Source organism: Pseudobacillus sp. FSL P4-0506 (assembly GCF_038003025.1).
Classification (GTDB): domain Bacteria; phylum Bacillota; class Bacilli; order Bacillales; family Domibacillaceae; genus Pseudobacillus.
Genome location: NZ_JBBOOI010000001.1, coordinates 4,056,653 through 4,076,722, shown reverse-complemented (window position 1 = coordinate 4,076,722; position 20,070 = coordinate 4,056,653). Strand labels below are relative to the sequence as shown.

Annotated in this window: 28 protein-coding genes and 1 tRNA gene; 16 read left to right on the top strand and 13 right to left on the bottom strand. The window is 41.6% G+C overall.

The features are described from left to right. Positions 1 to 48: 48 nt before the first annotated feature. From MKZ02_RS20445 to MKZ02_RS20425, 5 genes are all read right to left on the bottom strand, one after another. A complete protein-coding gene (locus tag MKZ02_RS20445) occupies positions 49 to 210 on the bottom strand; it encodes a hypothetical protein (RefSeq protein ID WP_182917102.1) in 162 nt (53 codons plus the stop codon). A gap of 322 nt (positions 211 to 532) precedes the next feature. Beyond that, positions 533 to 1,351, bottom strand: a complete 819-nt coding sequence (locus tag MKZ02_RS20440; RefSeq protein ID WP_120038145.1) for a ClpXP adapter SpxH family protein — start codon at positions 1,349 to 1,351, stop codon at positions 533 to 535. A 23-nt stretch (positions 1,352 to 1,374) separates the two neighbouring features. After that, positions 1,375 to 1,773, bottom strand: coding sequence for a globin domain-containing protein (locus MKZ02_RS20435; protein ID WP_120036500.1), 399 nt, complete (start codon positions 1,771 to 1,773; stop codon positions 1,375 to 1,377). 162 nt (positions 1,774 to 1,935) lie between these two features. Beyond that, positions 1,936 to 2,595, bottom strand: a complete 660-nt coding sequence (locus MKZ02_RS20430) for a lytic transglycosylase domain-containing protein (RefSeq protein WP_120036501.1) — start codon at positions 2,593 to 2,595, stop codon at positions 1,936 to 1,938. 10 nt (positions 2,596 to 2,605) lie between these two features. Further along, positions 2,606 to 3,199 carry a CYTH domain-containing protein gene (locus MKZ02_RS20425; protein WP_340855922.1) on the bottom strand — a complete coding sequence of 198 codons (594 nt, stop codon included), beginning with the start codon at positions 3,197 to 3,199 and terminating at the stop codon, positions 2,606 to 2,608. 256 nt (positions 3,200 to 3,455) lie between these two features. Between MKZ02_RS20425 and MKZ02_RS20420 the strand changes: the two genes are divergently transcribed. From MKZ02_RS20420 to MKZ02_RS20405, 4 genes are read left to right on the top strand one after another with little or no spacing between them, the layout of a single operon-like run. Next, positions 3,456 to 3,833 carry a UPF0738 family protein gene (locus tag MKZ02_RS20420; protein ID WP_340855920.1) on the top strand — a complete coding sequence of 126 codons (378 nt, stop codon included), beginning with the start codon at positions 3,456 to 3,458 and terminating at the stop codon, positions 3,831 to 3,833. A gap of 27 nt (positions 3,834 to 3,860) precedes the next feature. Beyond that, positions 3,861 to 4,505: a GTP pyrophosphokinase gene (locus MKZ02_RS20415; protein WP_120036503.1), complete on the top strand. Its 645-nt coding sequence runs from the start codon at positions 3,861 to 3,863 to the stop codon at positions 4,503 to 4,505. Between the two features lie 17 nt (positions 4,506 to 4,522). Further along, positions 4,523 to 5,317 carry an NAD kinase gene (locus MKZ02_RS20410; protein WP_120036504.1) on the top strand — a complete coding sequence of 265 codons (795 nt, stop codon included), beginning with the start codon at positions 4,523 to 4,525 and terminating at the stop codon, positions 5,315 to 5,317. 4 nt (positions 5,318 to 5,321) lie between these two features. After that, positions 5,322 to 6,221, top strand: coding sequence for an RluA family pseudouridine synthase (locus MKZ02_RS20405; protein ID WP_340855915.1), 900 nt, complete (start codon positions 5,322 to 5,324; stop codon positions 6,219 to 6,221). Positions 6,222 to 6,339: 118 nt separating this feature from the next. On the opposite strand, the gene prpE is transcribed toward MKZ02_RS20405, so the two are convergent. Beyond that, entirely contained in the window at positions 6,340 to 7,077 is a 738-nt protein-coding gene (gene prpE, locus MKZ02_RS20400) for a bis(5'-nucleosyl)-tetraphosphatase PrpE (RefSeq protein WP_340855913.1), read from the bottom strand. A gap of 122 nt (positions 7,078 to 7,199) precedes the next feature. Between prpE and MKZ02_RS20395 the strand changes: the two genes are divergently transcribed. After that, positions 7,200 to 9,056, top strand: a complete 1,857-nt coding sequence (locus MKZ02_RS20395; RefSeq protein WP_120036507.1) for a monovalent cation:proton antiporter family protein — start codon at positions 7,200 to 7,202, stop codon at positions 9,054 to 9,056. A 173-nt stretch (positions 9,057 to 9,229) separates the two neighbouring features. Here the strand turns inward: MKZ02_RS20395 and MKZ02_RS20390 are convergent, their stop codons facing one another. Beyond that, positions 9,230 to 10,009, bottom strand: coding sequence for an enoyl-ACP reductase FabI (locus tag MKZ02_RS20390; protein ID WP_340855909.1), 780 nt, complete (start codon positions 10,007 to 10,009; stop codon positions 9,230 to 9,232). Positions 10,010 to 10,298: 289 nt separating this feature from the next. On the opposite strand from MKZ02_RS20390, the gene MKZ02_RS20385 reads away from it, so the two are divergent. Next, positions 10,299 to 10,835 carry a CotO family spore coat protein gene (locus MKZ02_RS20385; RefSeq protein ID WP_340855908.1) on the top strand — a complete coding sequence of 179 codons (537 nt, stop codon included), beginning with the start codon at positions 10,299 to 10,301 and terminating at the stop codon, positions 10,833 to 10,835. 139 nt (positions 10,836 to 10,974) lie between these two features. Here the strand turns inward: MKZ02_RS20385 and MKZ02_RS20380 are convergent, their stop codons facing one another. Then, the gene (locus tag MKZ02_RS20380; RefSeq protein ID WP_120036510.1) at positions 10,975 to 11,466 is read right to left on the bottom strand and encodes a CotY/CotZ family spore coat protein; all 492 of its coding nucleotides are present in this window, start codon (positions 11,464 to 11,466) and stop codon (positions 10,975 to 10,977) included. A 122-nt stretch (positions 11,467 to 11,588) separates the two neighbouring features. Here MKZ02_RS20380 and MKZ02_RS20375 point away from each other — a divergent pair, with 122 nt between their 5' ends. The 7 genes from MKZ02_RS20375 to MKZ02_RS20345 all read left to right on the top strand — a co-directional run bounded on the left by MKZ02_RS20375 (position 11,589) and on the right by MKZ02_RS20345 (position 14,526). Continuing rightward, positions 11,589 to 11,951 (top strand): DUF1360 domain-containing protein, encoded by a 363-nt coding sequence (locus MKZ02_RS20375; RefSeq protein WP_340855904.1) that lies wholly within the window; start codon positions 11,589 to 11,591, stop codon positions 11,949 to 11,951. Between the two features lie 246 nt (positions 11,952 to 12,197). Beyond that, positions 12,198 to 12,650 (top strand): YhcN/YlaJ family sporulation lipoprotein, encoded by a 453-nt coding sequence (locus MKZ02_RS20370; protein ID WP_120036511.1) that lies wholly within the window; start codon positions 12,198 to 12,200, stop codon positions 12,648 to 12,650. A 12-nt stretch (positions 12,651 to 12,662) separates the two neighbouring features. Beyond that, positions 12,663 to 13,139, top strand: a complete 477-nt coding sequence (gene spoVAC, locus MKZ02_RS20365) for a stage V sporulation protein AC (RefSeq protein ID WP_340855900.1) — start codon at positions 12,663 to 12,665, stop codon at positions 13,137 to 13,139. Between the two features lie 26 nt (positions 13,140 to 13,165). Continuing rightward, the gene (spoVAE, locus tag MKZ02_RS20360) at positions 13,166 to 13,522 is read left to right on the top strand and encodes a stage V sporulation protein AE (RefSeq protein WP_120036512.1); all 357 of its coding nucleotides are present in this window, start codon (positions 13,166 to 13,168) and stop codon (positions 13,520 to 13,522) included. A gap of 79 nt (positions 13,523 to 13,601) precedes the next feature. Next, positions 13,602 to 13,733, top strand: a complete 132-nt coding sequence (locus MKZ02_RS20355) for a YjcZ family sporulation protein (RefSeq protein WP_340855897.1) — start codon at positions 13,602 to 13,604, stop codon at positions 13,731 to 13,733. Positions 13,734 to 13,918: 185 nt separating this feature from the next. Beyond that, positions 13,919 to 14,176: a stage VI sporulation protein F gene (locus MKZ02_RS20350; RefSeq protein WP_120036514.1), complete on the top strand. Its 258-nt coding sequence runs from the start codon at positions 13,919 to 13,921 to the stop codon at positions 14,174 to 14,176. An 86-nt stretch (positions 14,177 to 14,262) separates the two neighbouring features. Next, positions 14,263 to 14,526, top strand: coding sequence for a hypothetical protein (locus tag MKZ02_RS20345; protein ID WP_340855895.1), 264 nt, complete (start codon positions 14,263 to 14,265; stop codon positions 14,524 to 14,526). A gap of 108 nt (positions 14,527 to 14,634) precedes the next feature. Here the strand turns inward: MKZ02_RS20345 and MKZ02_RS20340 are convergent, their stop codons facing one another. The 4 genes from MKZ02_RS20340 to MKZ02_RS20325 all read right to left on the bottom strand — a co-directional run bounded on the left by MKZ02_RS20340 (position 14,635) and on the right by MKZ02_RS20325 (position 16,960). Continuing rightward, the gene (locus MKZ02_RS20340) at positions 14,635 to 15,057 is read right to left on the bottom strand and encodes a GNAT family N-acetyltransferase (protein ID WP_120036516.1); all 423 of its coding nucleotides are present in this window, start codon (positions 15,055 to 15,057) and stop codon (positions 14,635 to 14,637) included. A 6-nt stretch (positions 15,058 to 15,063) separates the two neighbouring features. Next, a complete protein-coding gene (locus MKZ02_RS20335) occupies positions 15,064 to 15,579 on the bottom strand; it encodes a YjcG family protein (RefSeq protein WP_120036517.1) in 516 nt (171 codons plus the stop codon). 106 nt (positions 15,580 to 15,685) lie between these two features. Further along, a complete protein-coding gene (locus MKZ02_RS20330; RefSeq protein WP_120036518.1) occupies positions 15,686 to 16,411 on the bottom strand; it encodes an alpha/beta hydrolase in 726 nt (241 codons plus the stop codon). A 321-nt stretch (positions 16,412 to 16,732) separates the two neighbouring features. Continuing rightward, positions 16,733 to 16,960, bottom strand: a complete 228-nt coding sequence (locus tag MKZ02_RS20325; RefSeq protein WP_340855891.1) for a hypothetical protein — start codon at positions 16,958 to 16,960, stop codon at positions 16,733 to 16,735. Positions 16,961 to 17,040: 80 nt separating this feature from the next. Between MKZ02_RS20325 and MKZ02_RS20320 the strand changes: the two genes are divergently transcribed. The 3 genes from MKZ02_RS20320 to MKZ02_RS20310 all read left to right on the top strand — a co-directional run bounded on the left by MKZ02_RS20320 (position 17,041) and on the right by MKZ02_RS20310 (position 18,684). Then, the gene (locus MKZ02_RS20320; protein WP_340855890.1) at positions 17,041 to 17,829 is read left to right on the top strand and encodes an ABC transporter ATP-binding protein; all 789 of its coding nucleotides are present in this window, start codon (positions 17,041 to 17,043) and stop codon (positions 17,827 to 17,829) included. Then, the gene (locus tag MKZ02_RS20315; protein ID WP_340855887.1) at positions 17,826 to 18,524 is read left to right on the top strand and encodes a hypothetical protein; all 699 of its coding nucleotides are present in this window, start codon (positions 17,826 to 17,828) and stop codon (positions 18,522 to 18,524) included. The genes MKZ02_RS20320 and MKZ02_RS20315 overlap by 4 nt, the downstream gene beginning before the upstream one ends. 87 nt (positions 18,525 to 18,611) lie before the next feature. Beyond that, positions 18,612 to 18,684, top strand: a tRNA-Val gene (locus MKZ02_RS20310). Positions 18,685 to 18,778: 94 nt separating this feature from the next. Here the strand turns inward: MKZ02_RS20310 and MKZ02_RS20305 are convergent. Beyond that, positions 18,779 to 19,978: a tyrosine-type recombinase/integrase gene (locus MKZ02_RS20305; RefSeq protein ID WP_340855886.1), complete on the bottom strand. Its 1,200-nt coding sequence runs from the start codon at positions 19,976 to 19,978 to the stop codon at positions 18,779 to 18,781. Between the last annotated feature and the right edge of the window lie 92 nt (positions 19,979 to 20,070).

Below are 20,070 nucleotides of genomic sequence, written 5' to 3'. Positions count from 1 at the left end.
AAGAAAGAGAGTGTCCGGACGTCCGGGTACTCTCTTTCTTTTTCGTGTTCATCTTTTTTGGCGATTCATAACGTATACGGGAATAAATAAAACAAAGAATAAAGCTGGTGCTGTTACATACAATGGGTATAAGTTCAGCAGACCGAGTAAATTAAAGAAAAAGGCAGCGGCTATAAGTGAAACATAAAACCAAAAGGCAACCCATTTCATAGAAAGACCTCCTGCAGCAAGTACCATTATATGTTAGTTTACGCTTTCTATTCCATTGTTATGACAAATGTGTGAAATTAAGCACAAACACTTGTTTTTAAGGGTTTATGCATGATAAGATGAAAAACGTGAAGTTGATCACATACAAACATATACCCCTTTGTTTGACCGTGAAAAATTTCTCCCATCCCCTTTGTTCGTGAGAAAAGGCCTTGTAATTATACAAGGCCTTTTCTTTTTTGCTGTTTTATTTCAAATAAAAAAACAGCCTTTGAGACGAGGCTGTTTATCGAAAAAATGCTGGAACGAGCTTCCAGCACCATCATTCATCAATAAATTCCCATATCGAGCCAAACTTTACTGGTACTTTACGGACCTTTCGTTGAAGAAGAAGCTTTTTCATCTCTTTTTCAACTTCTCGTTCTGTCCAATTGTACACCGTACTAATTTCCTTTGAAGCTGTGAACCGAAATTGTTTTAGAAAATCTTCAAGAGAAGGTGGCTCTTGCGGTTCTGGTATTTCATCAAGCATTTCTTCAATAATCTGCACATAAATATCATAAGAATAGAGTCCGGTAATCTTGATGCCTTCTTCTTCAATGTTTTCATTGAAGAAAACAAGCGTTGGTGTTTCTGTTACTTCCATCTCGGCAGCGATCTTTAAATCGCATTGAAAGGCTTTGGCTGCACTGGAAGAGTGAACGTCGTTCAAGAATTCTGCCTTGTCCAGTCCAGCTTCCTCTGCACAATCGGTTAGGACCGCCAGATCAGAAACATTTTGTTTTTCAATAAATAGTACTTCCTGCAGCTTTCTTAAAAAGCGGCTTCCTGCTCTGCGACCTTGCAGTTCTGCAGCTTTAATAGCAACAGAAGCAAGAAAAGGGGAGGACATAGACTGATCCATCCATAGAGCACCATCACATGACATGCCAGTTCTAGCAGCAGTTGCTTCCCAATTGCGAACCTTAGACTCCGGGAGATTCAGCGCTGCAAGATTCCCGGTTAGTACTTGCTTCAAACGGAAATAACGACCATATTCGATATATAATTTTCGGATAAATGGCTCAAGTGCCCAGCATTCCGCACAGAGCGGATCAACAAATAAATAGATCTCCAGCGGCTTTTGCTGAGTGGAACACATCCGGTTAAGCAGTAATGATGGTTTCAATAGTTTTCACCCGGTCCTTCCGGCTGATTAACCATATGATTTGCCGTTAACTCAAGCCGATGATAAAGGAAGTCCCGTAAATCACCGTGAAGCTCCACTTCGTCCATCGCTTCCTGCATGCAGGAAAGCCAGGCGCGGGCACGTTTCGGAGTGATCGGAAAAGGCATATGACGAGCTCGAAGCATCGGGTGGCCATGTTCTTCGGTATATAAAGGAGGCCCGCCCAAATATTGAGTAAGAAATTGCTTTTGCTTGCGGGCTGTTTCAGTTAAGTCGTCAGGGAAAATTGGGAATAAATCAGGATGCTGACTAACCTTTAAGTAAAACGTGTCAACTAGTTCTGAAAGCTTCTTTTCACCGATGTATTCAAATGGTGCTATTGATTTTTCGCCCATACCAATAACTCCTTTTTTCCTTGTAGTCTAAATTTATTTTATCAAGGGGACTGTTATAACACAAACAAAGTGCTTATGCCTATTTTTTACAAGCTTGCGCAGGAATATGGTCCCGGTATAAAAGAAAACAGACCATTCAACGGTCTGTTTAACATACGGGCATTAGGCATAATAATGGGAAGTAATTTTTTGAACATAATTTTGTGTTTCTTTGAATGGCGGTATGCCGCCGTACTTCTTGACATTGCCTGCTCCGGCATTATAGGCAGCAAGTGCCAGCTTAATGTTTCCGTTAAATTGGTCAAGCATTTGCCGGAGATATTTTGTGCCGCCGAATATATTTTGTTCAGGGTCATAAACGTTCTTCACACCGAGTCCACGCGCAGTCGCCGGCATTAATTGCATCAAGCCAGCTGCACCAACGTAGCTTCTCGCATTCGGATTAAAATTCGATTCCTGGCGAATAACTGCCTGGATAAGCTTTTTCGGTATGTTGTATTTTTCGGCAGCTCGGGTAATAATATCATCAAAATCCGTCTTTACTGTTGTGTTGATGTTCTTTAACAAGTCCGCTCCTGGTTTTGTTGGAAGCAGCGCGGACGGCAAAGCTGAAGGGGAGGAAGTGTCGGTATCTGTGTTTTCCAAAGAATCAGCGACAGATCCTCCACCGACAAGTTCAAGCCCCTGCATTAAAGCCTGTTGCAGAACAGCACCAAATATTTGGCTCGGAGCTGTTGTGACAGAGGTCGTGGTGTTCGGGTACGTAGACATACTTTGCATAATGCCTGTGGCAAACATAGTTTGGAATGGGTTGCTGCTCATCGTTCGCTCCTTATTGATCACCAGCTGTCTGGCGTAACTTTTCTTTATAAAATCTTCTTACTTTATTATCGGCTTGCTTTAAAGGAATTTGATAATTTTTTAAGAAATTATTAAAGGTTTCTTCTCCGCTTTGTCTCTCTGCTGCCTCGTATTCAATTTCATAATCCTCGCATCCTAAATAAAAGCTATGATCAAAAACGAGCAGTCCGCTTTCATGCACCACTTCTGCCCTTTTTGTAGATAATGTCCCAAAAGGTTTTAACTTAGTTAAATCGGTTATTAAGTATTGAAGGGCTCTTTTTACTGCTCCATCAGGAAAAGCCCCGCCTGCTAAAAGCATCTCTGCCTCTGAACGGGAAAGTGTTTCATTGGTTTCGAGAAGGCCACCCGTTGCCGGCTCCTTCAAAGTTAACTCAAAGGCTTCATTTTTCTCACGGATACGCAGAGCACAACCCGCCTGTTTTAAAAGAAAGTCTTCTGTATCAAAGTAATGATTGTGTTGGATGTGAAAATCTGCCGGCTGCAGTTGAAAGGCATCCATTAGACGCTTAAAAGTTGTTTCACTTACCATGTTCTTAAACTCGATTTCTAATTCCTGACTCATGCTTTTTTCCTCTTTCCCTAATTTAGTTTCGTATATCCATAGTTCTGTATTTGAAATGGACAGATGTGTTAAAATATGAAATGAGTTTTTATTAAAGCCTGTCTGCAGGTACCGCAAGGCAATGAGGCTGTTCCACCTGCGTAGCAGAATGGTGTTTACCCGCCTTTTGCTTTTTAGATCAGTGGCCTATTGCGGCAGATCAGGCGCTTCCGCTTTTAAAGTTTAACATAGCAGGCATGGAGAGGGGAAAGAGAGAATGAGAAAAACAATTCATTTCACGAAAGCACAATGGAATGGCGATGGGATTGAACTGCATGCAGACTCACCTGTAAAGATGGAGGGTATTAAAGCAGCAGGGCAAATGATCGTCGATTCCGATCAAATGGCTTTTGTTTATTTAGCAGAAGAAAAGGATGAATTTATTTATTTATACATACATGAAACAGCATGGGGAGATTTGGAGAAAGCGTTAAAAGAAGAAGCCTGTCTCTTTGCAGCAGGCGAAGACACCACTCTCGAACTGACTGGCTGGAAAGAAGAGCTTATTTATTTAATTAACAATATCGAAGGCAACAGCAATTATGGAGAAGAAATGGTGAAGAAGGTAGAGGCTGTCTTTTTACATCATCAATAATGCAGCTATGTCTGAGAGGGAAGAAAAATGATAAATTGGGATGAGTTTTTAATACCTTATAAACAAGCGGTGGATGAGTTAAAAGTGAAGCTGAAAGGAATGCGAAAACAGTTTGAATATGGGGATGAGCATTCACCGATTGAATTTGTTACAGGACGCGTGAAACCGATTGCCAGCATTCTTGACAAAGCGAAAGATAAAAACATTTCTTTGGACCGGCTTGAAACGGAGATGCAGGACATTGCTGGCGTCCGTATGATGTGCCAGTTTGTTGATGATATTATTAAAGTCGTCAAGAAACTGCGCATGCGCAAAGACTTTAAGATCATCGAAGAGAAGGACTATATTTCCCATAAAAAGCCGAGCGGCTATCGTTCTTACCATATGGTCATCGAGTATCCGGTGCAAACCATCCACGGCGAAAAGAAAATCCTGGCCGAAATTCAAATCCGGACGCTGGCAATGAATTTCTGGGCAACTATTGAGCATTCATTAAATTATAAATATGATGGACAATTTCCAGAAGAAATTTTAATGAGGCTGGAGAGAGCGGCAGAGGCTGCTTTCCGACTGGACGAGGAAATGTCGCTTATTCGTGAGGAGATTAAAGAAGCTCAAGCATTTTTTACGAAGAAAAAAGAGCAGGTGAAGGACCACAGAACGAAAGAATAGGAAGAAGGTGGTTTTACATGAAGTTTGCAGTAACATCCAAGGGAGATGCCAAATCTAATGCGTTAATGCATAAGATTCGGGCCTATTTGCTCGACTTTAAGTTAACCTATGATGAGAACAGGCCAGATATTGTCATTTCTGTCGGTGGAGATGGGACGCTTTTATACGCTTTCCATCGTTACATTGAGCGTCTGGATAAAACTGCCTTTGTCGGCGTTCATACCGGGCATCTTGGCTTTTACGCCGATTGGGTGCCGGATGAAATTGAAAAGCTCGTCATCGCTATCGCCCGCACACCGTATCAAATTATCGAATATCCGCTTCTAGAGGCCATTATCCGTTACCAGCACGGTGGAAAAGAAACGCGGTATTTGGCATTAAATGAGTCTACCGTCAAGGCTGTGGATGGCACGCTTGTCATGGATGTCGAAATTCGCGGAGATCAATTCGAACGCTTTCGGGGCGATGGGTTGTGTATCTCTACTCCATCGGGAAGTACAGCCTATAATAAAGCTTTGGGGGGCGCCATTTTGCATCCATCTATTCGTGCGCTGCAGCTTGCTGAAATGGCCTCCATTAACAACCGTGTGTTCCGGACAGTAGGATCGCCGTTAATTTTGCCCGCTCATCATACGTGTATGCTGAAGCCGGTTAACCGGTCTGACTTTCTCGTTACGATTGATCACTTAACCTTGCTTCATAAAGATGTAAAGTCGATCCAGTACCGGGTGGCTAATGAGAAAATTCGTTTTGCCCGCTTCCGTCCTTTCCCATTTTGGAAAAGAGTGCACGATTCTTTCGTGAGTAGTTGAAACAATGAGATTTCAGCTGAAATGGATGGCGGAAGAACGAGATAACCAAAAGCTGTTAAGGGATTTTTTAGCTGAGCAGCAAATTTCTAAGCGGGCGCTGACAGATATTAAATTCGGCGGCGGCCGTATTGCAGTGAATGGTCAAGAAGAGAATGTCCGCTTTTTATTAAAGGCAGGAGATGAAGTAGAGGTTCTTTTTCCGAGAGAAACACCGAGTGAGGGCATATTGAAAGAGCGGTTCCCGCTTTCTATTATATATGAAGACGATTATTTACTCGTTGTAGAAAAGCCGGCAGGGATGACCACCATCCCCTCCCGGGAGCATCCGTCAGGCAGTCTCGCCAATGGACTGCTTGGTTATTATGAGGAACAAAGAATCGATGCAACTATACATATCGTTACGAGACTTGACCGTGATACATCGGGTCTCGTGCTAATTGCGAAGCATCGGCACGTTCATCACCTATGTTCCAAAATGCAGAAAAATAATCAAATTTCCCGAGCCTATGAGGCGTTAGCTGAAGGAAGATTGCTATCGCAAAACGGCATCATCGAGAAGCCGATCGGGCGCAAGGAAACAAGTATTATTGAGCGAGAAGTAAGAGAAGACGGACAATACGCATGCACGTATTTTAACGTGCTGGAGTCATTTTCAGATTTTACACGGGTGGCGCTTCAGCTGCAAACAGGCCGGACTCACCAAATTCGTGTTCATATGGCTTATATTGGCCATCCATTGCTCGGTGACGAATTGTATGGAGGCTCTATAAAAGAAATGAATCGGCAGGCCCTTCACTGTGGCAAGTTGTCTTTTTCGCATCCGATTACAAAGCAGCTATTGCACTTTGAACGCTCTCTACCGAAGGATATGCAAGCAGTAATCGATCAAGCGAGACCATCTTGAACCGCTTGACCAGAGTGATAAGTAAGATAACTAATTAATAAAATACCTCTGCCCTAACAAGAGCAGAGGTGACGATAAGTGGTCCCCCTAGGAAGGTTGTTGGCGGACCACTTTGTGTTTATTCAATTGGGCGGAATTTCTCGGCAATAAATGGCATAGAGGACGGCACAGAGACCGTTTGTTTTTCAGGATAACGAAAGGCGGTCAATGATCCGCCAAAAACGGCACCTGTATCAATATTGGCCGTGCGGTTGATGATGCGTACGTCTCGTGTTGGAGTATGTCCATAGACGATCCACGGCTCGCCGTGATAATGCTTGGCCCAATCGCGCCGGATCGGAAAGCCATCAATGTCGGCAGCGCCAGTGATATCACCATATAGGACAAATGTTTTTACTTTAGAAGTGTATTTGCCAATGTCCTTTTCACGAATGCCTGCATGGGCGATAATTAAGTTGCTGTCATCAAGAATTTGATAAAGAGGGGATTGCTCATACAGGGTGATGAATTGCTTTTTTACCCGCTTGTAATGACGGTTATCCAACGCATTTAACTCGTCGACTGTTGTTTCCAATCCGTTATTAATTTTTACTTTATTGCCGATCAGCATTCGGTATAGCTTATTGCAATGGTTGCCGGGGGAATAGTACGCAAGCTTTTTTTCCCATAAGCCGTAGACCGTTTCAATTACACGGACAGAGTCTGGACCGCGGTCAGTTAAATCGCCGACAAAACCAAGCACACGGTTGTGGGGATGAACAGGGAGTCCGCTTTCCCATGAATAACCTAATTTATTAGTTAACTCTTTCAATTCCGTAAAGCAGCCGTGAATATCTCCAATAATATCAATCTTCATATGAGAGGCACTCCTTTTATGGTTATCTTTATCATACTGCAAGTTATAATAAAAGAACATTTACACTCCTTTTGCTATAGTAGTGAAAGGCACAACAATTTTATGGAAAAGGAGGGGATTGCATGGAAGAGCATGGTTCATTGATTTCATTAGTTATTGTTATTGTTGCCGCTTTTTTAACCCCTATTATTTTGCACCGGTTGAAGTTGAACTTTATCCCAGTTGTTATCGCGGAAATTATTGTTGGCTTGATCATTGGACAAAGCGGTTTTAATATAGTTGATCAAGATGTCTGGCTGGAAACACTTTCCACGCTCGGATTCCTCTTTTTGATGTTTTTGAGCGGGCTCGAAATTGATTTTTCGGCATTTTCCAACAAGAAAAAAGAAACATCGAGAATGCTGCCAGGGAAAGAAGAGCCTAATGCCTTTGCTGCTGCTTTAATGATTTTTACCGGCATCTTAGTGCTATCCTTCGGCCTCTCTTACTTATTTGTCCTGCTTCATTTAATTGAGGACGCCTTCTTAATGACATTGATTATCTCGACAATCTCTCTTGGGGTGGTCGTGCCGACATTAAAAGAAGCTCATTTGATGAAAACCGTCATTGGACAAATCATTTTGCTTGTCGCCGTCATTGCCGATCTCGTCACGATGATTTTGCTCGCTGTATTCGTGTCGGTAAATGGATCGGATGGGGGAAACATGTGGCTTCTGCTCGTGCTGTTTGCTGTTGGAGTCCTTCTTTATTTCATTGCCAAGCGTTTCAAAAACAAACCTCTTTTTGAAGCGTTGTCTACGAGCACGGTGCAGATCGGCACGAGGGCAGTGTTCACATTAATGATTGTGCTCGTTGCTTTGTCAGAATATGTAGGGGCGGAAAATATCCTTGGGGCTTTTCTGGCCGGAGTTCTTGTTTCGCTGCTCGCTCCCAACCATGAACTCGTTCGTCAGCTGGATTCGTTCGGCTATGGTTTTCTAATCCCGATTTTCTTTGTGATGGTCGGGGTCGAACTCGATCTGTGGTCACTGCTAAGCGATAAGAAGATGCTGCTGCTTATTCCCCTGTTAATGATTGCATTTTTTATTTCTAAGATTCTGCCGCTTCTTTACTTAAGAAAATGGTACGACATGAAAACGGTAATGGCTTCGGCCTTTTTGCTGACATCTACTTTATCACTGGTTATTGCTGCGGCCAAAATCGCTGAACGGGTCGGAGTCATCACTTCCCAAATGAGTGGTCTGCTCGTTCTTGTAGCGGTGCTTACTTGCTTAATTACGCCAGTGGTCTTTAAAAAGCTCTTTCCGCCTTATATGAAAGAAGAAAAGCGGATTAACATTGTATTTGTCGGTGCCAACCAGTATACAATGCCGATCTCTAAAGAATTAAAGTCGGCTCTATATGATACCGTTGTTTACCGGAAAAAATCAGACGCAGAAGAGAATAACTTAAGCAATTCATTATTTGATGTCGAGGAACTTGATGATCTTACGGTTGATACGCTCGAGAATACCGGTGTGTTCGCTGCTGATATTGTGGTATTTGCGACCGGTGATTTAGAGCAAAATGCACAGCTGGCGATGGCAGCTAAGTCCAAGGGAACCGAACGTGTTATTGCCCACGTGGAAAAAGAAGAAACAGAGAAAAAATTAATAGAAGAAGGCATCGAAACCTTTTCTTACTTCCTTTCTGCCAAAGCGCTTCTGCGTGCTCTGATTGAGTCGCCGAGCATCATTAGCATCCTGACGAATAAAGAAACTTCGCTATATGAAGTAGAATTGATGAATGACAATTACGAAGGTCTAACCCTTAGGAATTTTCCATTCACCGGCGATGTGATCTTCGTTCGGATATTCCGGGGTAACGAATCCATTGTTCCTCATGGGGATACCGAGCTCCGCCTGCATGATCGGTTGATTTTAACTGGATCAAAGGAATATGTAGATGAGCTGAAAGTGGAATTAGAGTACGGCGGTTAAATGCAAAAAGAAATGTAACAGCGTCCTGAAAGGCTTTGGGCGCTTATTTTTTGGCTATTGGCCGAATTTTAAACCGATGCTTTTCAATTAAAGATTTTCCTGTTCTTTGAATTTTTCATATAAAAAGCATCGGTTGAGAAAACACAAACCGATGCTTTTTTGGATTCAAAAGGTTAACCTACGATATTATAACCGGAGTCAACGTAAATGACTTGTCCAGTAACACTCCGTGATAAATGGCTTAACATCCCAACTGTCATGTCGCCAACTTCTTCTTGTGTAACATTGCGTTTTAAAGGTGCTTTTTCTTCAATAATTCTTAGTATGTCGTTAAATCCAGGGATGCCTTTTGCTGCTAGTGTTCTAATAGCTCCAGCAGAAACAGCATTTACTCTGATATCATCTTTTCCTAATTCGAGCGCTAAATATCTTACGCTTGATTCAAGAGCGGCTTTTGCGATCCCCATAAGGTTGTATTTCTCAACTGCACGTTGTGCGCCTAAATAACTCATGGTCACAATAGAGCCACCTTCTGTCATAAAAGGCTTCGCTTCTCTTGCAATGGCAATTAATGAATATGCACTTGTATCATGTGCAAACGCAAAGCCATCTCTTGATGTATGAATAAACTCACCATGTAAATCTTCAGCGTGAGCAAAAGCAATGGAATGCACGATTCCATGAATGACTCCTACTCTTTCGCCAATTTCTGTAAATGCTTTGTGAATACTTTCATCATCATTTGCATCACATTGGAAAATCAAATCTGTTGGGTGCCCGTTTTTTTCTAATAGCTTGGTCAATTTTTGCAGGGATCTGTCTAAGCGGTATGTATAAATTACATTTGCCCCAGCTTTATAAAGAGATTGTGCAATGCCCCAAGCAATACTTCGCTCATTGGCTACCCCAGTCACAACCACGTTTTTTCCTTCTAGTTTAAGTAAATCTTCCATTTTATCCTCCAATTAATTATTGATAGTTAATTTATATACGTTTTTTATTATACCTGGTTTTAGCATCTGAAACTATATTTGAATTTACTATTATTCATTAATCGTTCCCTGGAATGGAAATCAACAGCCCACATTTACAATCAAAATAAAAAACACTGCAGCAAACTCTCGAATTTCATTGAGTTTGTCTACAGTCTGAAAACCCACCCAAGGCGGGTTTTTTGTTTTTTTCATGAAATGAGGAGAACAGGCATATAAATGAAAAGAAAGCCTTGCAGGAGGTGTAAGTATGAAGAAAAATAAAGAAAAGCGCGAGCCGCTTATGTATATTCATCAGCCCGAATTTGTTTTTCCGGAACCTGTAATGCAAAGCACTTATCACACGAGAAGTCAGCCAGAGCAAATAAAAGAAAAGCAGGTAGAAGATAAACAGGAGAGTAAAGAGCCAGAGAACCGAATTCATGAAGCTGTGAAAAGGGAAAAACCGATGATGGCAGAGAGCAAAAAGAGAAAAAAAGAGCCGGAGACAGCTCCTGTAGAAAGTGAACCATTGGTGGAAGAAAAGCAAGAAATTGGGGAACAGCCTGTCTGGAGAGGCATGAGGCCAGTCAAGAGATTTTATGACATGGAGATGGATGAAAAGCTTCAACACTTAATGACCCAGTTTACTTCCCTTCCCTGTGTATTTGATTGTGGAGAGGTTTCTCATAAAGGCATACTCCGTGAAGTCTCTCCAGATCAGCTGAAAGTACAAACATTAAAGGGTGAAACGGTCATCATTGAACGAAAAGATTTGCAGCATATTCAATTACTTGGTCCGTTGTAAAAAATGAGCGCCCTGGATCAATAGGTTCTTCTCTTTAGAATCGTAAATAATTAAGAGGGGTTTATCAGAATATGAATGGATGGAGCTCCAGTTTACAAATGAAAAAGCAACGGCAACAACCGCTGCTTTTCTTTTTTCACTAGTCACAAATATCTAAATCAATATCTTTGATGCATTGAACAGCGCAGAAGCAATTTAAATCAACAGTAATGCAGCTGAATGTTTTTTCGAAATCTTCCACTTCACACACCTTGCAGAGATCAATACCAGATCCTTCTGCAAGATTGACTGCTCTATGATCTTTTATTGGTTTCAACACACGAAGACGCGCACAGCAGTTATCGAACACCTCTTCCACGCGGAAGAATATAGAAACGCAAGCATCACAGTGGCCGTGGTCAGAGTCTTTGGACTTAAAGAAAGCAAAGAATGGGGAACCGTCTTTTAATGTTAATGTGAAAACACGGGTATCGGCTATATCGCGGACACCAGCTAAATCGCCAAGAGGTTCCGTCAAACAATCTTTACAGCCCCTGCAATCATCACGGTCTGCTGCATCTTGAAGATCTTGGATAGCTCGCAGAACTTCACAAACACAACTAGAATGGTTATCGTTGCATTTACAGCTCATGAGTAAGCTCCTTTCTTCGGGTTATTTTCTTACATTATTAACATATGGCGTTTATGCCAAATGGGTACGGACAATTGCCGTGTTTAACAGGAAAATTTGTGTATGAAAAGAAAGGATAAACGATGACTATTACAATGCTCGATCTTGTTGTTCTTTTCCTTTCGTCTTTCAGGCTGACAAGACTGCTCGTCTTCGATGATATTATGGAGAGGTTTCGAGCTCCCTTTTTTATTGAAGTAGAAGAAACTACAGAAACAGGGGAAAAGGAACTATTTATTGTGCCAAGGCCCCATGGGTTGAGGGGATGGATTGGACGCATGCTGAGCTGCTATTGGTGCACTGGAGTATGGGCTTCTGCTTTTTGCTGCTTGCTCTATCTATTTTTTCCGCCAATTGGATGGTTCTTTTTAATTATTCTTGCTGTAGCCGGTGGTGCCGCATTAATTGAGTCGGTTGTACAGCGATTGATTAGGGAATCAGATTAACTCATTTATATGTGACATCATACAATAATGTGATAGAGAGAAAAGGATGTGAACAATGAATGAATGAGTATCTAAACCCGAATTACGGAAATAAAAAACCGAAAAAGAAATCATCATGCGGCTGTACAGGAAAGAAGAAAAAGAAAAAAAAACCGTCTCAATGAGGGCGGTTTTTTCTTTTGGATAAATAAAAACAGAAAAACAGAAAAAACTAAGCGGTAAATGAAAGAAGAATGGAGGAAGAACATGAAGGCGGTCATTTATGTATTGGCAGCTGTACTACTGGCGGGATGTGGCTTTCAGAAAGAAAGGGACGACAGCCGGCTTGCTTTACTAAAAACAACGAATCCGGAGCCAATACAAATTGAAAAAAACGGGGTTTCTGTGGAAAATATCCGTAAAGAAGTAGAAGCGATAAAAGAAATTTACGATGCCGCTGTTATTAAAGGAGACCATAATATCCTTGTTGCTTACAAAGTCCGTCATTTGGACCGTTTTCAAATGAAGAAAATTGAAAAAAACTTAAAAGAGCGTCTTGAAAAGGAATATGGTCAGGAAACCTTTATCGTATCAAGCGATTATAAAATTTTTCTTGAAGCGGTCCGTCTTCGCGAAGATATCGATTCCGGCAAAACAAATGATAAAGAAGCGGACAAGCGGCTTCATGAAATTATTAAATTAAAACAAGAGCGGACATAAAGGAGAGGACCTATGGCTAACAACAATGAAAAAAAGACACCTACCCAGCAACAGTACGATAAACTCAATCAGAAGCATGAGTTAAAGCGGCCAGTTCTTAAAAATTGCCTGCGTGCTTTTTTTGTTGGTGGAGTGATTTGCACGATTGGTCAGGCGATTACTTATTTCTTTATTTACTTTTTTAACTTTACTGAACAAACAGCTGGCAATCCAACAGTAGCCACTGTGGTGTTTCTTGCTATGCTGTTGACGGGGTTTGGCATTTATGATCATTTGGGGCAGTATGCTGGAGCAGGAAGCTCTGTACCTGTGTCAGGGTTTGGAAATGCGGTGATCTCTGCAGCGATCGAACATCGAACAGAAGGCTTCGTGTTAGGGGTCGGAGGGAATATGTTTAAGCTGGCTGGTTCGGTTATACTGTTCGGCGTGTTTGCCGCATTTGTTATAGCGTTAATCAAGACTATTCTGATGCAGTGGGGCGGGCTGTAATTCATTATAAGGAAGGAGAAGAAAAAATGCTGGCAATGTTTTTTTGGGCTTTTGTCATCGGCGGTCTGATTTGTGTGATCGGACAGCTAATGATGGATGTGGGCAAGCTAACACCAGGCCATACGCTTAGCACATTGGTAGTGGCAGGGGCTATTCTTGCCGGCTTTGACTTGTATGAGCCATTAATTGATTTTGCCGGAGCAGGGGCGACCATTCCAATTACAAGCTTTGGAAACTCGCTTGTTGCGGGAGCGATGCAGGAAGCAGAGAGGCATGGTCTGGTCGGTGTTCTGACCGGTATGTTTGAAGTCACGAGCTCTGGGATTTCTGCAGCGATTGTTTTTGGATTTATCGGTGCCGCTGTATTTAAGCCAAAAGGTTAATCTTCATGTCATTTGCCCAAACGCATCCTCGTTTTCCTCATATAGTAACAGTGTAAAGATGAAAAGCGAGGTGATAAAGATGGGCTATGGTTACGGATATGGCGGCTGTGGTTACGGCGGCTATGGTTATCGCGGTACATCAACATTCGTGTTGATTGTGGTGCTTTTCATTTTGTTAATTATTGTCGGAGCAAGCTTTTACGCCTGCTAATGGCTGTCGAGCTGACGTAAACGGACCATGCAACATTCCATTTACGTTAGCTTTTTTGCTGTTTCAATAAATAGAAGATCCCTCTTTTCTAAGCAAAGGACAGGCCGTTTTTCTGTGTTCATCATGATGAACTTTTTTGAAAATGGAGCATAAGATGAAAAAGAACAGAAGGGGGATGAACCAAGTTGGAAAATGGGTTTTTTAAAAATATTGAACAAAAAACAGGCGTGCGGATGAAGGACATCATGGAACTGGCAAATTCTTTGCAAAATGCTAACTTTAAAGATGAACGGACAGTTCGGGGGATTATTAAACGGGTATCAGCCCTTGCTAACAAGCCTGTACCGCAACAGCTCGAAGACCAGATTGTACAGTCAATTGTAAAAGATGGACAAAAGCTTGATATGCAAACAATTACAGATATGTTAAATAAAAAGAAATAAAAGAAGGAAAATTCAAAAAAATGTTTAATTTATTTAAAACTTGGGTAAAGAAGAAAAAAGTTTTGTGAAGAGAGGAGAAAAGAAAAATGGGCTACATCCTGCCGATCCCGCAATATCAATACAATCAGTATCAAGAACGCGTAGTGAATCATGTTGGTGATAGCTATTCATCCATTGATCCTGTAGAAAGAGTTTCTTTTGGCAAGATACTTGATAACAATTCTGATGCAACGATGGCTTCGGATGATCGTACAGAGGCCCGTCTATCAAAGAAAAAAGAATATGAAGCTTTCCAGGTCCACCTTGCAAAAATAAGCGGCAAAGGTGTACAAATTGATAGGTTTGCCTAGCTTAAAGACAGGTTTTCGGTCCATAGAAAAAAGCTGTTCCACTCGTCTAAGTGGAACAGCTTTTTTGTTTAGCATCTGGTTCTTATATAGATAAGAGAGAATTTGTAGTTAAAAATCTTTTTTCATGGATTTGTGTGGAATGCCGGCATCCATGAATTCTTCTGAGATAATTTCATAACCGAGACGTTCATAAAATGGGATGGCATGCACCTGGGCATCGAGTTTCAAAGCTGGGACCTTTTGCTCTCTCGCTTGCGCCTCGACGGCTTCCATAATTAGACGTCCGGCTCCTTTACCGCGGTAATCAGGTAAAATACAAATACGCTCTGCTTTGCCAAGGCCGTCTTTTATGCGGAAACGTCCGGCTCCACATGGCTTGTTCTCATCATATAAAACGAAATGTACCGCGGAATCTTCATATTCATCAATCTCTATATCGAGAGGAACACGCTGTTCTTCTACAAAGACCTTCTTGCGGACGTCATAAGCGTGTTCACGTTCCTGCTCGTTTTTTACAGTAATTACTTTCACTAGTGATTATCCCTTTCCGAGTAAGAATGTTTCATATACTGTCCATGAACCGTTTTCCAGCTGGTAAAGCAAATGGAAACGATCCACTGTTTCTTCATGGTCAATGTCTGTCATTTTCAAAGAATTGTACACATCATCGTGCTCCAAGTTTGACAGCTTTTGTCCAATAGTTAGGTGAGGCACAAAGGCATATTCAGGCTTGCCGCCAATCATATCCTCTTGATACAAATCTTCATTCAAGGCAGTCAATGAATCACTTGGATCAACTTTCCAATAAATCACATTATTCAATGGATGGAAAGTCTTTACTTTGCTGAGGTGGAACGAGAATGGCTGATGTTTTTTAGCGACTTCTTCTAGCTGGCTTGTTAAGTGCTTTAGATCGCTTTCATCGGCTTCAAATGCACTTTTTAGTGTAATGTGAGGCGGAACGAGTGCATAGTGAGGGTCATATCGCTTTCGGTAGGAATTAGCGAGATCCTGAAGTTTTTTTGATGGGAAAATAACGATACCTAGTTTCATGTTCTTTCTCACTCCTTATAAATAAAAAATAATTATGAATCATCTTTCTATTATAACAAATTTTCTCAATATTCCATAGAAAAGACACTTTTCTGCGAAAATGTTTTTATTCAAACATTGTGAGCAATGCGCGTTTTAAGTCAGGCTGCCAAAATTTCCATGTATGTCCCCCTTGGAATTCATCATAAAAGCACTCAAAGCCTTTCTCGTAAAAAAGGTCGTGAAGCGAGCGGTTCGGTGTCAGGAAATCATCGGTTTCTCCATTCATTCTCGTAACTTTTGTTTCTTCCAGACCAATGACATGGTAAAGGCTCAGGTGTTTATAATCCTCTGCTTCACTGACAGCATTCATGACCTTGTCATCTACATGTGGAGAGTGCATAATTACTTTCCCGAACGTATGCGGATAGCGCAGGGCAGCCATTAGGGAGACCGTAGCTGCCAGTGAGTCACCGGCAAGTGCCCGTCCGTAGCCAACATGATAGCCAGGATACTTTTCATCTAGAAATGGCACGAGCTCGTGCGCTAAAAAGCGAATGTACGCTTCCTGTTTTTGCCCGTCCGGATGATATTTTTGCCATCGGTCTTCCGCATTTCGATAAGGAACACCGACAATAATGAGATTCTCAATTTGTTCTTCCGCGAGCAGTTCATCGGCTATACGCGGAATACGCCCCATCTGAAAATAGTCTTTCCCATCTTGGGCAATTAACAGCGAATATTTATATAACGGGGAAAAATTCGCTGGAAGGTATACAAGCAGCTCGATTTCCTCATCAAGCTCCTTCGAATAAATCGTTTCATCTGTGATTGTGCCGCGCTTTATCGCCATAGCGAACCTCCAAATAATTAATAGTTATCCATCTTTGATTTTAGCACAATTGAGCCGGGCAGTAAGGGATGAAGCCTTCCTAAACTAAGGGCTACCCGCTCGTAATTGGAATAGTTGCAGTATCTGTACCTTAACGGTTATCCAGCATTGTTCACAAATGGATTTTTTTACTATAATAAAATAAAAAAGCCGCCCTGAAAAATCAGGCCGGCTTAGACTATTAACAAAGACGCGCTTTCCTTGTTGCTTATGAACGTTAGGATTGAAAAATAAGCGTTCTCAATCAGCTTTTGCCTACGCGTAGAGAAGCCGTGAGAAAAATTAGGCGGATTGGCTGTTTCTTCGTAAAATGGAAGCAGGATAAGCCGCAAGTATATTAGAAAGCAAAAAGCGCCGCTTTTGTTTGCGATAAAAGCAGTAGGCATAGACAGCAGATGACGAAAGGGACTTCACAACAATATTGCGTCTTGTGATCGTGCCGTCCTGAGCCTGATACATAATGACAAGAGGCAAATTTTCACGCTGGCTTCGCAGTAATAAAGCATTCATGTAAGATCAGCTCCTTGTTCTTATTATACACGAACATGCGTTCTTTATGCAAATCAAATAACAACATTAAGGGGGAAGACATGGGGAAAATAATTGAGGCAACAGAAGCTGGATTTTCGGTGAATGGGAAAGATATTTTAAAGAGGATAACGATGGAGGTAGAAACGGGAGTGTCTGTTGCTGTCATGGGAGCCAATGGTTCAGGAAAAAGCTCACTTATTAAGCTGCTGGCAGGAATCAGCGAACCGCAGACTGGAAGAATTCAACGGAATTTCACCTCGTATGCCTATGTGCCGGAGCACTTTCCTGAGCATCTTTCATTCACCGTGAAGAACTATTTGCAGCTGCTCGCCGGGATGGACCGCAGACAGGAAGGAGAGAAGGCGGCTCACTATGCGAGGCTGTTCGGGCTTGAACCTTTTCTAGATACTCCATTAAAAAAATGTTCGAAGGGAACGAAGCAAAAAGCTGGCTTTATCCAGGCTTTAATGAAAAAGGCAGAGGTGCTTTTTCTCGACGAACCGTTCACCGGCATGGATGAAAGCAGTGTTCAGATAGCGGCTAGTTTGTTGATGGAGTGGAAAGGGACAACTGTATTCACCCTTCATGAAACCGAGCTGGCTTATCAGCTCGCTACACATATCGCTATTCTAGAGAATGGTCATCTTACCTCACTCTCACCTGTACAGCGAACGAGCCATCTGATGGAGATTACCTATCGAATGAATGAAAACAGACTGAAGGCTGTTCAATTAGTGGGTGATACTTACCGGCTGACTGTTGAAGAAACAGAGTCAGATAAAACGATCGGCGAGATTCTGAAAAACAGCGGGCATATTATCGAAGTGAAGGAGAAGGAAGCACGATGAAAACATTTGTTACTTATCAGATGCTCTCTCTATTTCACTCACTGAAATGGATGCCGCCAGCAATTTTGTATGTAGCCTGGCTCTTTAGTCAATACTCTTATCAAAACTTGCCGATCGCTGACAGCCACTCGATCTCGGCGTTCTTTCTCTATCCAGTAGTGGTATGGCTCACCATGATCGTTTTTAACTTGGAAAAAGGCAGTGAAAAACTCATTTTGCTCTCGTATATGCGAAAAAGAGAACACTTTCTTTACGGCAAAATGGTCGTCGTTTTTTTGGGCGGCCTCATACTCGCGGCTGTTTCATTTATGATGCCGATAGTGTTAGGAATCTTCGCAGAACCGCTCACAAGCGAACGCATAGGTCTCTTTTTATACGGTCACATTGTTTTTGTGATGTTAGGTCTCTTTACAGGCAGTCTCTTTAGCGCCACTAGCATGGGCGGGAAAAAATACTCGTGGAGCGGCAGCGCCTTTGTCGTCTGTGCGGCCATTGCTGGCTCTAAAATCATGGATGTGCTTCCAGAAGCATTAAAGTGGATCGTTTTTATCCTGCCACCTGTGACGGCAGTATCCAATACGATAAAAGAAGGAATGTATGACCATCCGGTAGGGATTGTCTGGAGTGTAGCTTACGTGATTATTGGATTCATAGTATTAAGAAGTCTGTTTTTGATGAGGGAAAAAGTAAATTAATAACCAATAGAAAACTTCTCCAAGAAAAACAAAATATCCGTTGACAACTGACCAGAATTTTCATAGAATAGAACTTGTCAGTTGAACGATTCCGTAGCTCAGCTGGGAGAGCGCTACCTTGACAGGGTAGAGGTCGCTGGTTCGAACCCAGTCGGAATCATAACTAAAACCCTTGTGTATCAAGGGTTTTTCTTTTTGTCTATTTTTATAAAAAGCCCCCAAAAGAGGGCTTGTTGACGAATTGTTGACGAAATTTAATTTACTTTGTTTTTTTTGCCAGAAAAAAGCCCGTCTAACTTTTGTGCAGCTTCTTGATCGGCTGACTGCAAAGCGTGTCCGTAAGTGTCCATTGTAACCCGAATGTCAGCATGACCAAGACGCTCAGAAATAATTTTTGCGTGTACGCCTTGGTTGATTAATAACGTGGCTGATGTATGGCGTAGATCGTGAAGTCGTATATAGCGGACATCTGCCGTTTTCAAAAGTCGTCGCCACCAAGTTGTAGGGGTGGTTGGATAAAAGTGTTGACCATTTTCGTTGCAGAATATAAATTCATGCTCTTTTTCTTCCAATCTATCGTATAGTCTCATGCGCTCCTTTTTCCAGTATCGCTGGAAAGTCTTCAGTTCTTCTAAAACAGAAGGTGGGAGAGTGACCATACGCATAGATTTTTTTGTTTTTGTTTTTTTTAATAAAGGTTCACCGTTTTCACCACGAACAATTGCTTGTCTAATGGATAATACTCCTTTTTCAAAGTCCACATGTTTCCATTCTAATCCTAGCAACTCTCCGCGACGAAGACCTGCAGCCAAAGCTAATGTAGTAAAAACTCGCCAATGGAACGGCTTTTCTTGAACAGCCTTAAAAAGTTGTTCAACTTCCTTTTCGCTGTATACATTTATTTCTTTTAAGTCCCCTGTATTTTTAGGTCTTTTAACAGAAGCAACGGGATTTTCCTTAATTAACTTCCATTCAGTTGCTCGCTCTAATATGTTTCGGAGTACTCTATAAACATATTGTTTTGTCCCTGATGAAAGTGGAATATTCTTGCCGTCTTTTCTTGTTAGGCTATCCAATAAGTTAACAACATGGATCGGCTTGATTTCGTCTAGTCGTTTGTTTTTTAACTGAGGGAGAATATGATTATTTAAAGCTTGTCTGTGAGCTTCTAAAGTTCCAGGAGAAAGCTCGTTTTTTGCGTATTTCTTTTCCCATTCTTTTGTGAATTCATCGAACTTCATCTTTTCAGGTGCAATATATTCTCCACTTTCTACTTCCGTTTTAAATTTGTATAGTTCTGCTTGTAGAAAGTCATTCAATTTTTTCTTTGTTTTTAATAAAGAGTCTTCTACGCGTACCGTTTTGGTTCGTTTTTTTCTTTTGCCGTTGCCGTCATACCCTGCTTCAACTACTAATAAAAACGAATTATTTCCTCTTTTTTGGATACTAGCCATTTGGTTCACTCCTTTAATTCAATGATTTAGGTTGCTTATGTATGATGAAAGGTTGGAAGTAATACAAAAAATAAGATCGTATGTTCTATTTT

Bases quoted from the DNA above. Each gene is read 5' to 3' on its own strand.
- MKZ02_RS20445 (WP_182917102.1), bottom strand. From the start codon at position 210: ATGAAATGGGTTGCCTTTTGGTTTTATGTTTCACTTATAGCCGCTGCC.
- MKZ02_RS20440 (WP_120038145.1), bottom strand. From the start codon at position 1,351: ATGTGTTCCACTCAGCAAAAGCCGCTGGAGATCTATTTATTTGTTGAT.
- MKZ02_RS20435 (WP_120036500.1), bottom strand. From the start codon at position 1,773: ATGGGCGAAAAATCAATAGCACCATTTGAATACATCGGTGAAAAGAAG.
- MKZ02_RS20430 (WP_120036501.1), bottom strand. From the start codon at position 2,595: ATGAGCAGCAACCCATTCCAAACTATGTTTGCCACAGGCATTATGCAA.
- MKZ02_RS20425 (WP_340855922.1), bottom strand. From the start codon at position 3,199: ATGAGTCAGGAATTAGAAATCGAGTTTAAGAACATGGTAAGTGAAACA.
- MKZ02_RS20420 (WP_340855920.1), top strand. From the start codon at position 3,456: ATGAGAAAAACAATTCATTTCACGAAAGCACAATGGAATGGCGATGGG.
- MKZ02_RS20415 (WP_120036503.1), top strand. From the start codon at position 3,861: ATGATAAATTGGGATGAGTTTTTAATACCTTATAAACAAGCGGTGGAT.
- MKZ02_RS20410 (WP_120036504.1), top strand. From the start codon at position 4,523: ATGAAGTTTGCAGTAACATCCAAGGGAGATGCCAAATCTAATGCGTTA.
- MKZ02_RS20405 (WP_340855915.1), top strand. From the start codon at position 5,322: ATGAGATTTCAGCTGAAATGGATGGCGGAAGAACGAGATAACCAAAAG.
- prpE (WP_340855913.1), bottom strand. From the start codon at position 7,077: ATGAAGATTGATATTATTGGAGATATTCACGGCTGCTTTACGGAATTG.
- MKZ02_RS20395 (WP_120036507.1), top strand. From the start codon at position 7,200: ATGGAAGAGCATGGTTCATTGATTTCATTAGTTATTGTTATTGTTGCC.
- MKZ02_RS20390 (WP_340855909.1), bottom strand. From the start codon at position 10,009: ATGGAAGATTTACTTAAACTAGAAGGAAAAAACGTGGTTGTGACTGGG.
- MKZ02_RS20385 (WP_340855908.1), top strand. From the start codon at position 10,299: ATGAAGAAAAATAAAGAAAAGCGCGAGCCGCTTATGTATATTCATCAG.
- MKZ02_RS20380 (WP_120036510.1), bottom strand. From the start codon at position 11,466: ATGAGCTGTAAATGCAACGATAACCATTCTAGTTGTGTTTGTGAAGTT.
- MKZ02_RS20375 (WP_340855904.1), top strand. From the start codon at position 11,589: ATGACTATTACAATGCTCGATCTTGTTGTTCTTTTCCTTTCGTCTTTC.
- MKZ02_RS20370 (WP_120036511.1), top strand. From the start codon at position 12,198: ATGAAGGCGGTCATTTATGTATTGGCAGCTGTACTACTGGCGGGATGT.
- spoVAC (WP_340855900.1), top strand. From the start codon at position 12,663: ATGGCTAACAACAATGAAAAAAAGACACCTACCCAGCAACAGTACGAT.
- spoVAE (WP_120036512.1), top strand. From the start codon at position 13,166: ATGCTGGCAATGTTTTTTTGGGCTTTTGTCATCGGCGGTCTGATTTGT.
- MKZ02_RS20355 (WP_340855897.1), top strand. From the start codon at position 13,602: ATGGGCTATGGTTACGGATATGGCGGCTGTGGTTACGGCGGCTATGGT.
- MKZ02_RS20345 (WP_340855895.1), top strand. From the start codon at position 14,263: ATGGGCTACATCCTGCCGATCCCGCAATATCAATACAATCAGTATCAA.
- MKZ02_RS20335 (WP_120036517.1), bottom strand. From the start codon at position 15,579: ATGAAACTAGGTATCGTTATTTTCCCATCAAAAAAACTTCAGGATCTC.
- MKZ02_RS20330 (WP_120036518.1), bottom strand. From the start codon at position 16,411: ATGGCGATAAAGCGCGGCACAATCACAGATGAAACGATTTATTCGAAG.
- MKZ02_RS20325 (WP_340855891.1), bottom strand. From the start codon at position 16,960: ATGAATGCTTTATTACTGCGAAGCCAGCGTGAAAATTTGCCTCTTGTC.
- MKZ02_RS20320 (WP_340855890.1), top strand. From the start codon at position 17,041: ATGGGGAAAATAATTGAGGCAACAGAAGCTGGATTTTCGGTGAATGGG.
- MKZ02_RS20315 (WP_340855887.1), top strand. From the start codon at position 17,826: ATGAAAACATTTGTTACTTATCAGATGCTCTCTCTATTTCACTCACTG.
- MKZ02_RS20305 (WP_340855886.1), bottom strand. From the start codon at position 19,978: ATGGCTAGTATCCAAAAAAGAGGAAATAATTCGTTTTTATTAGTAGTT.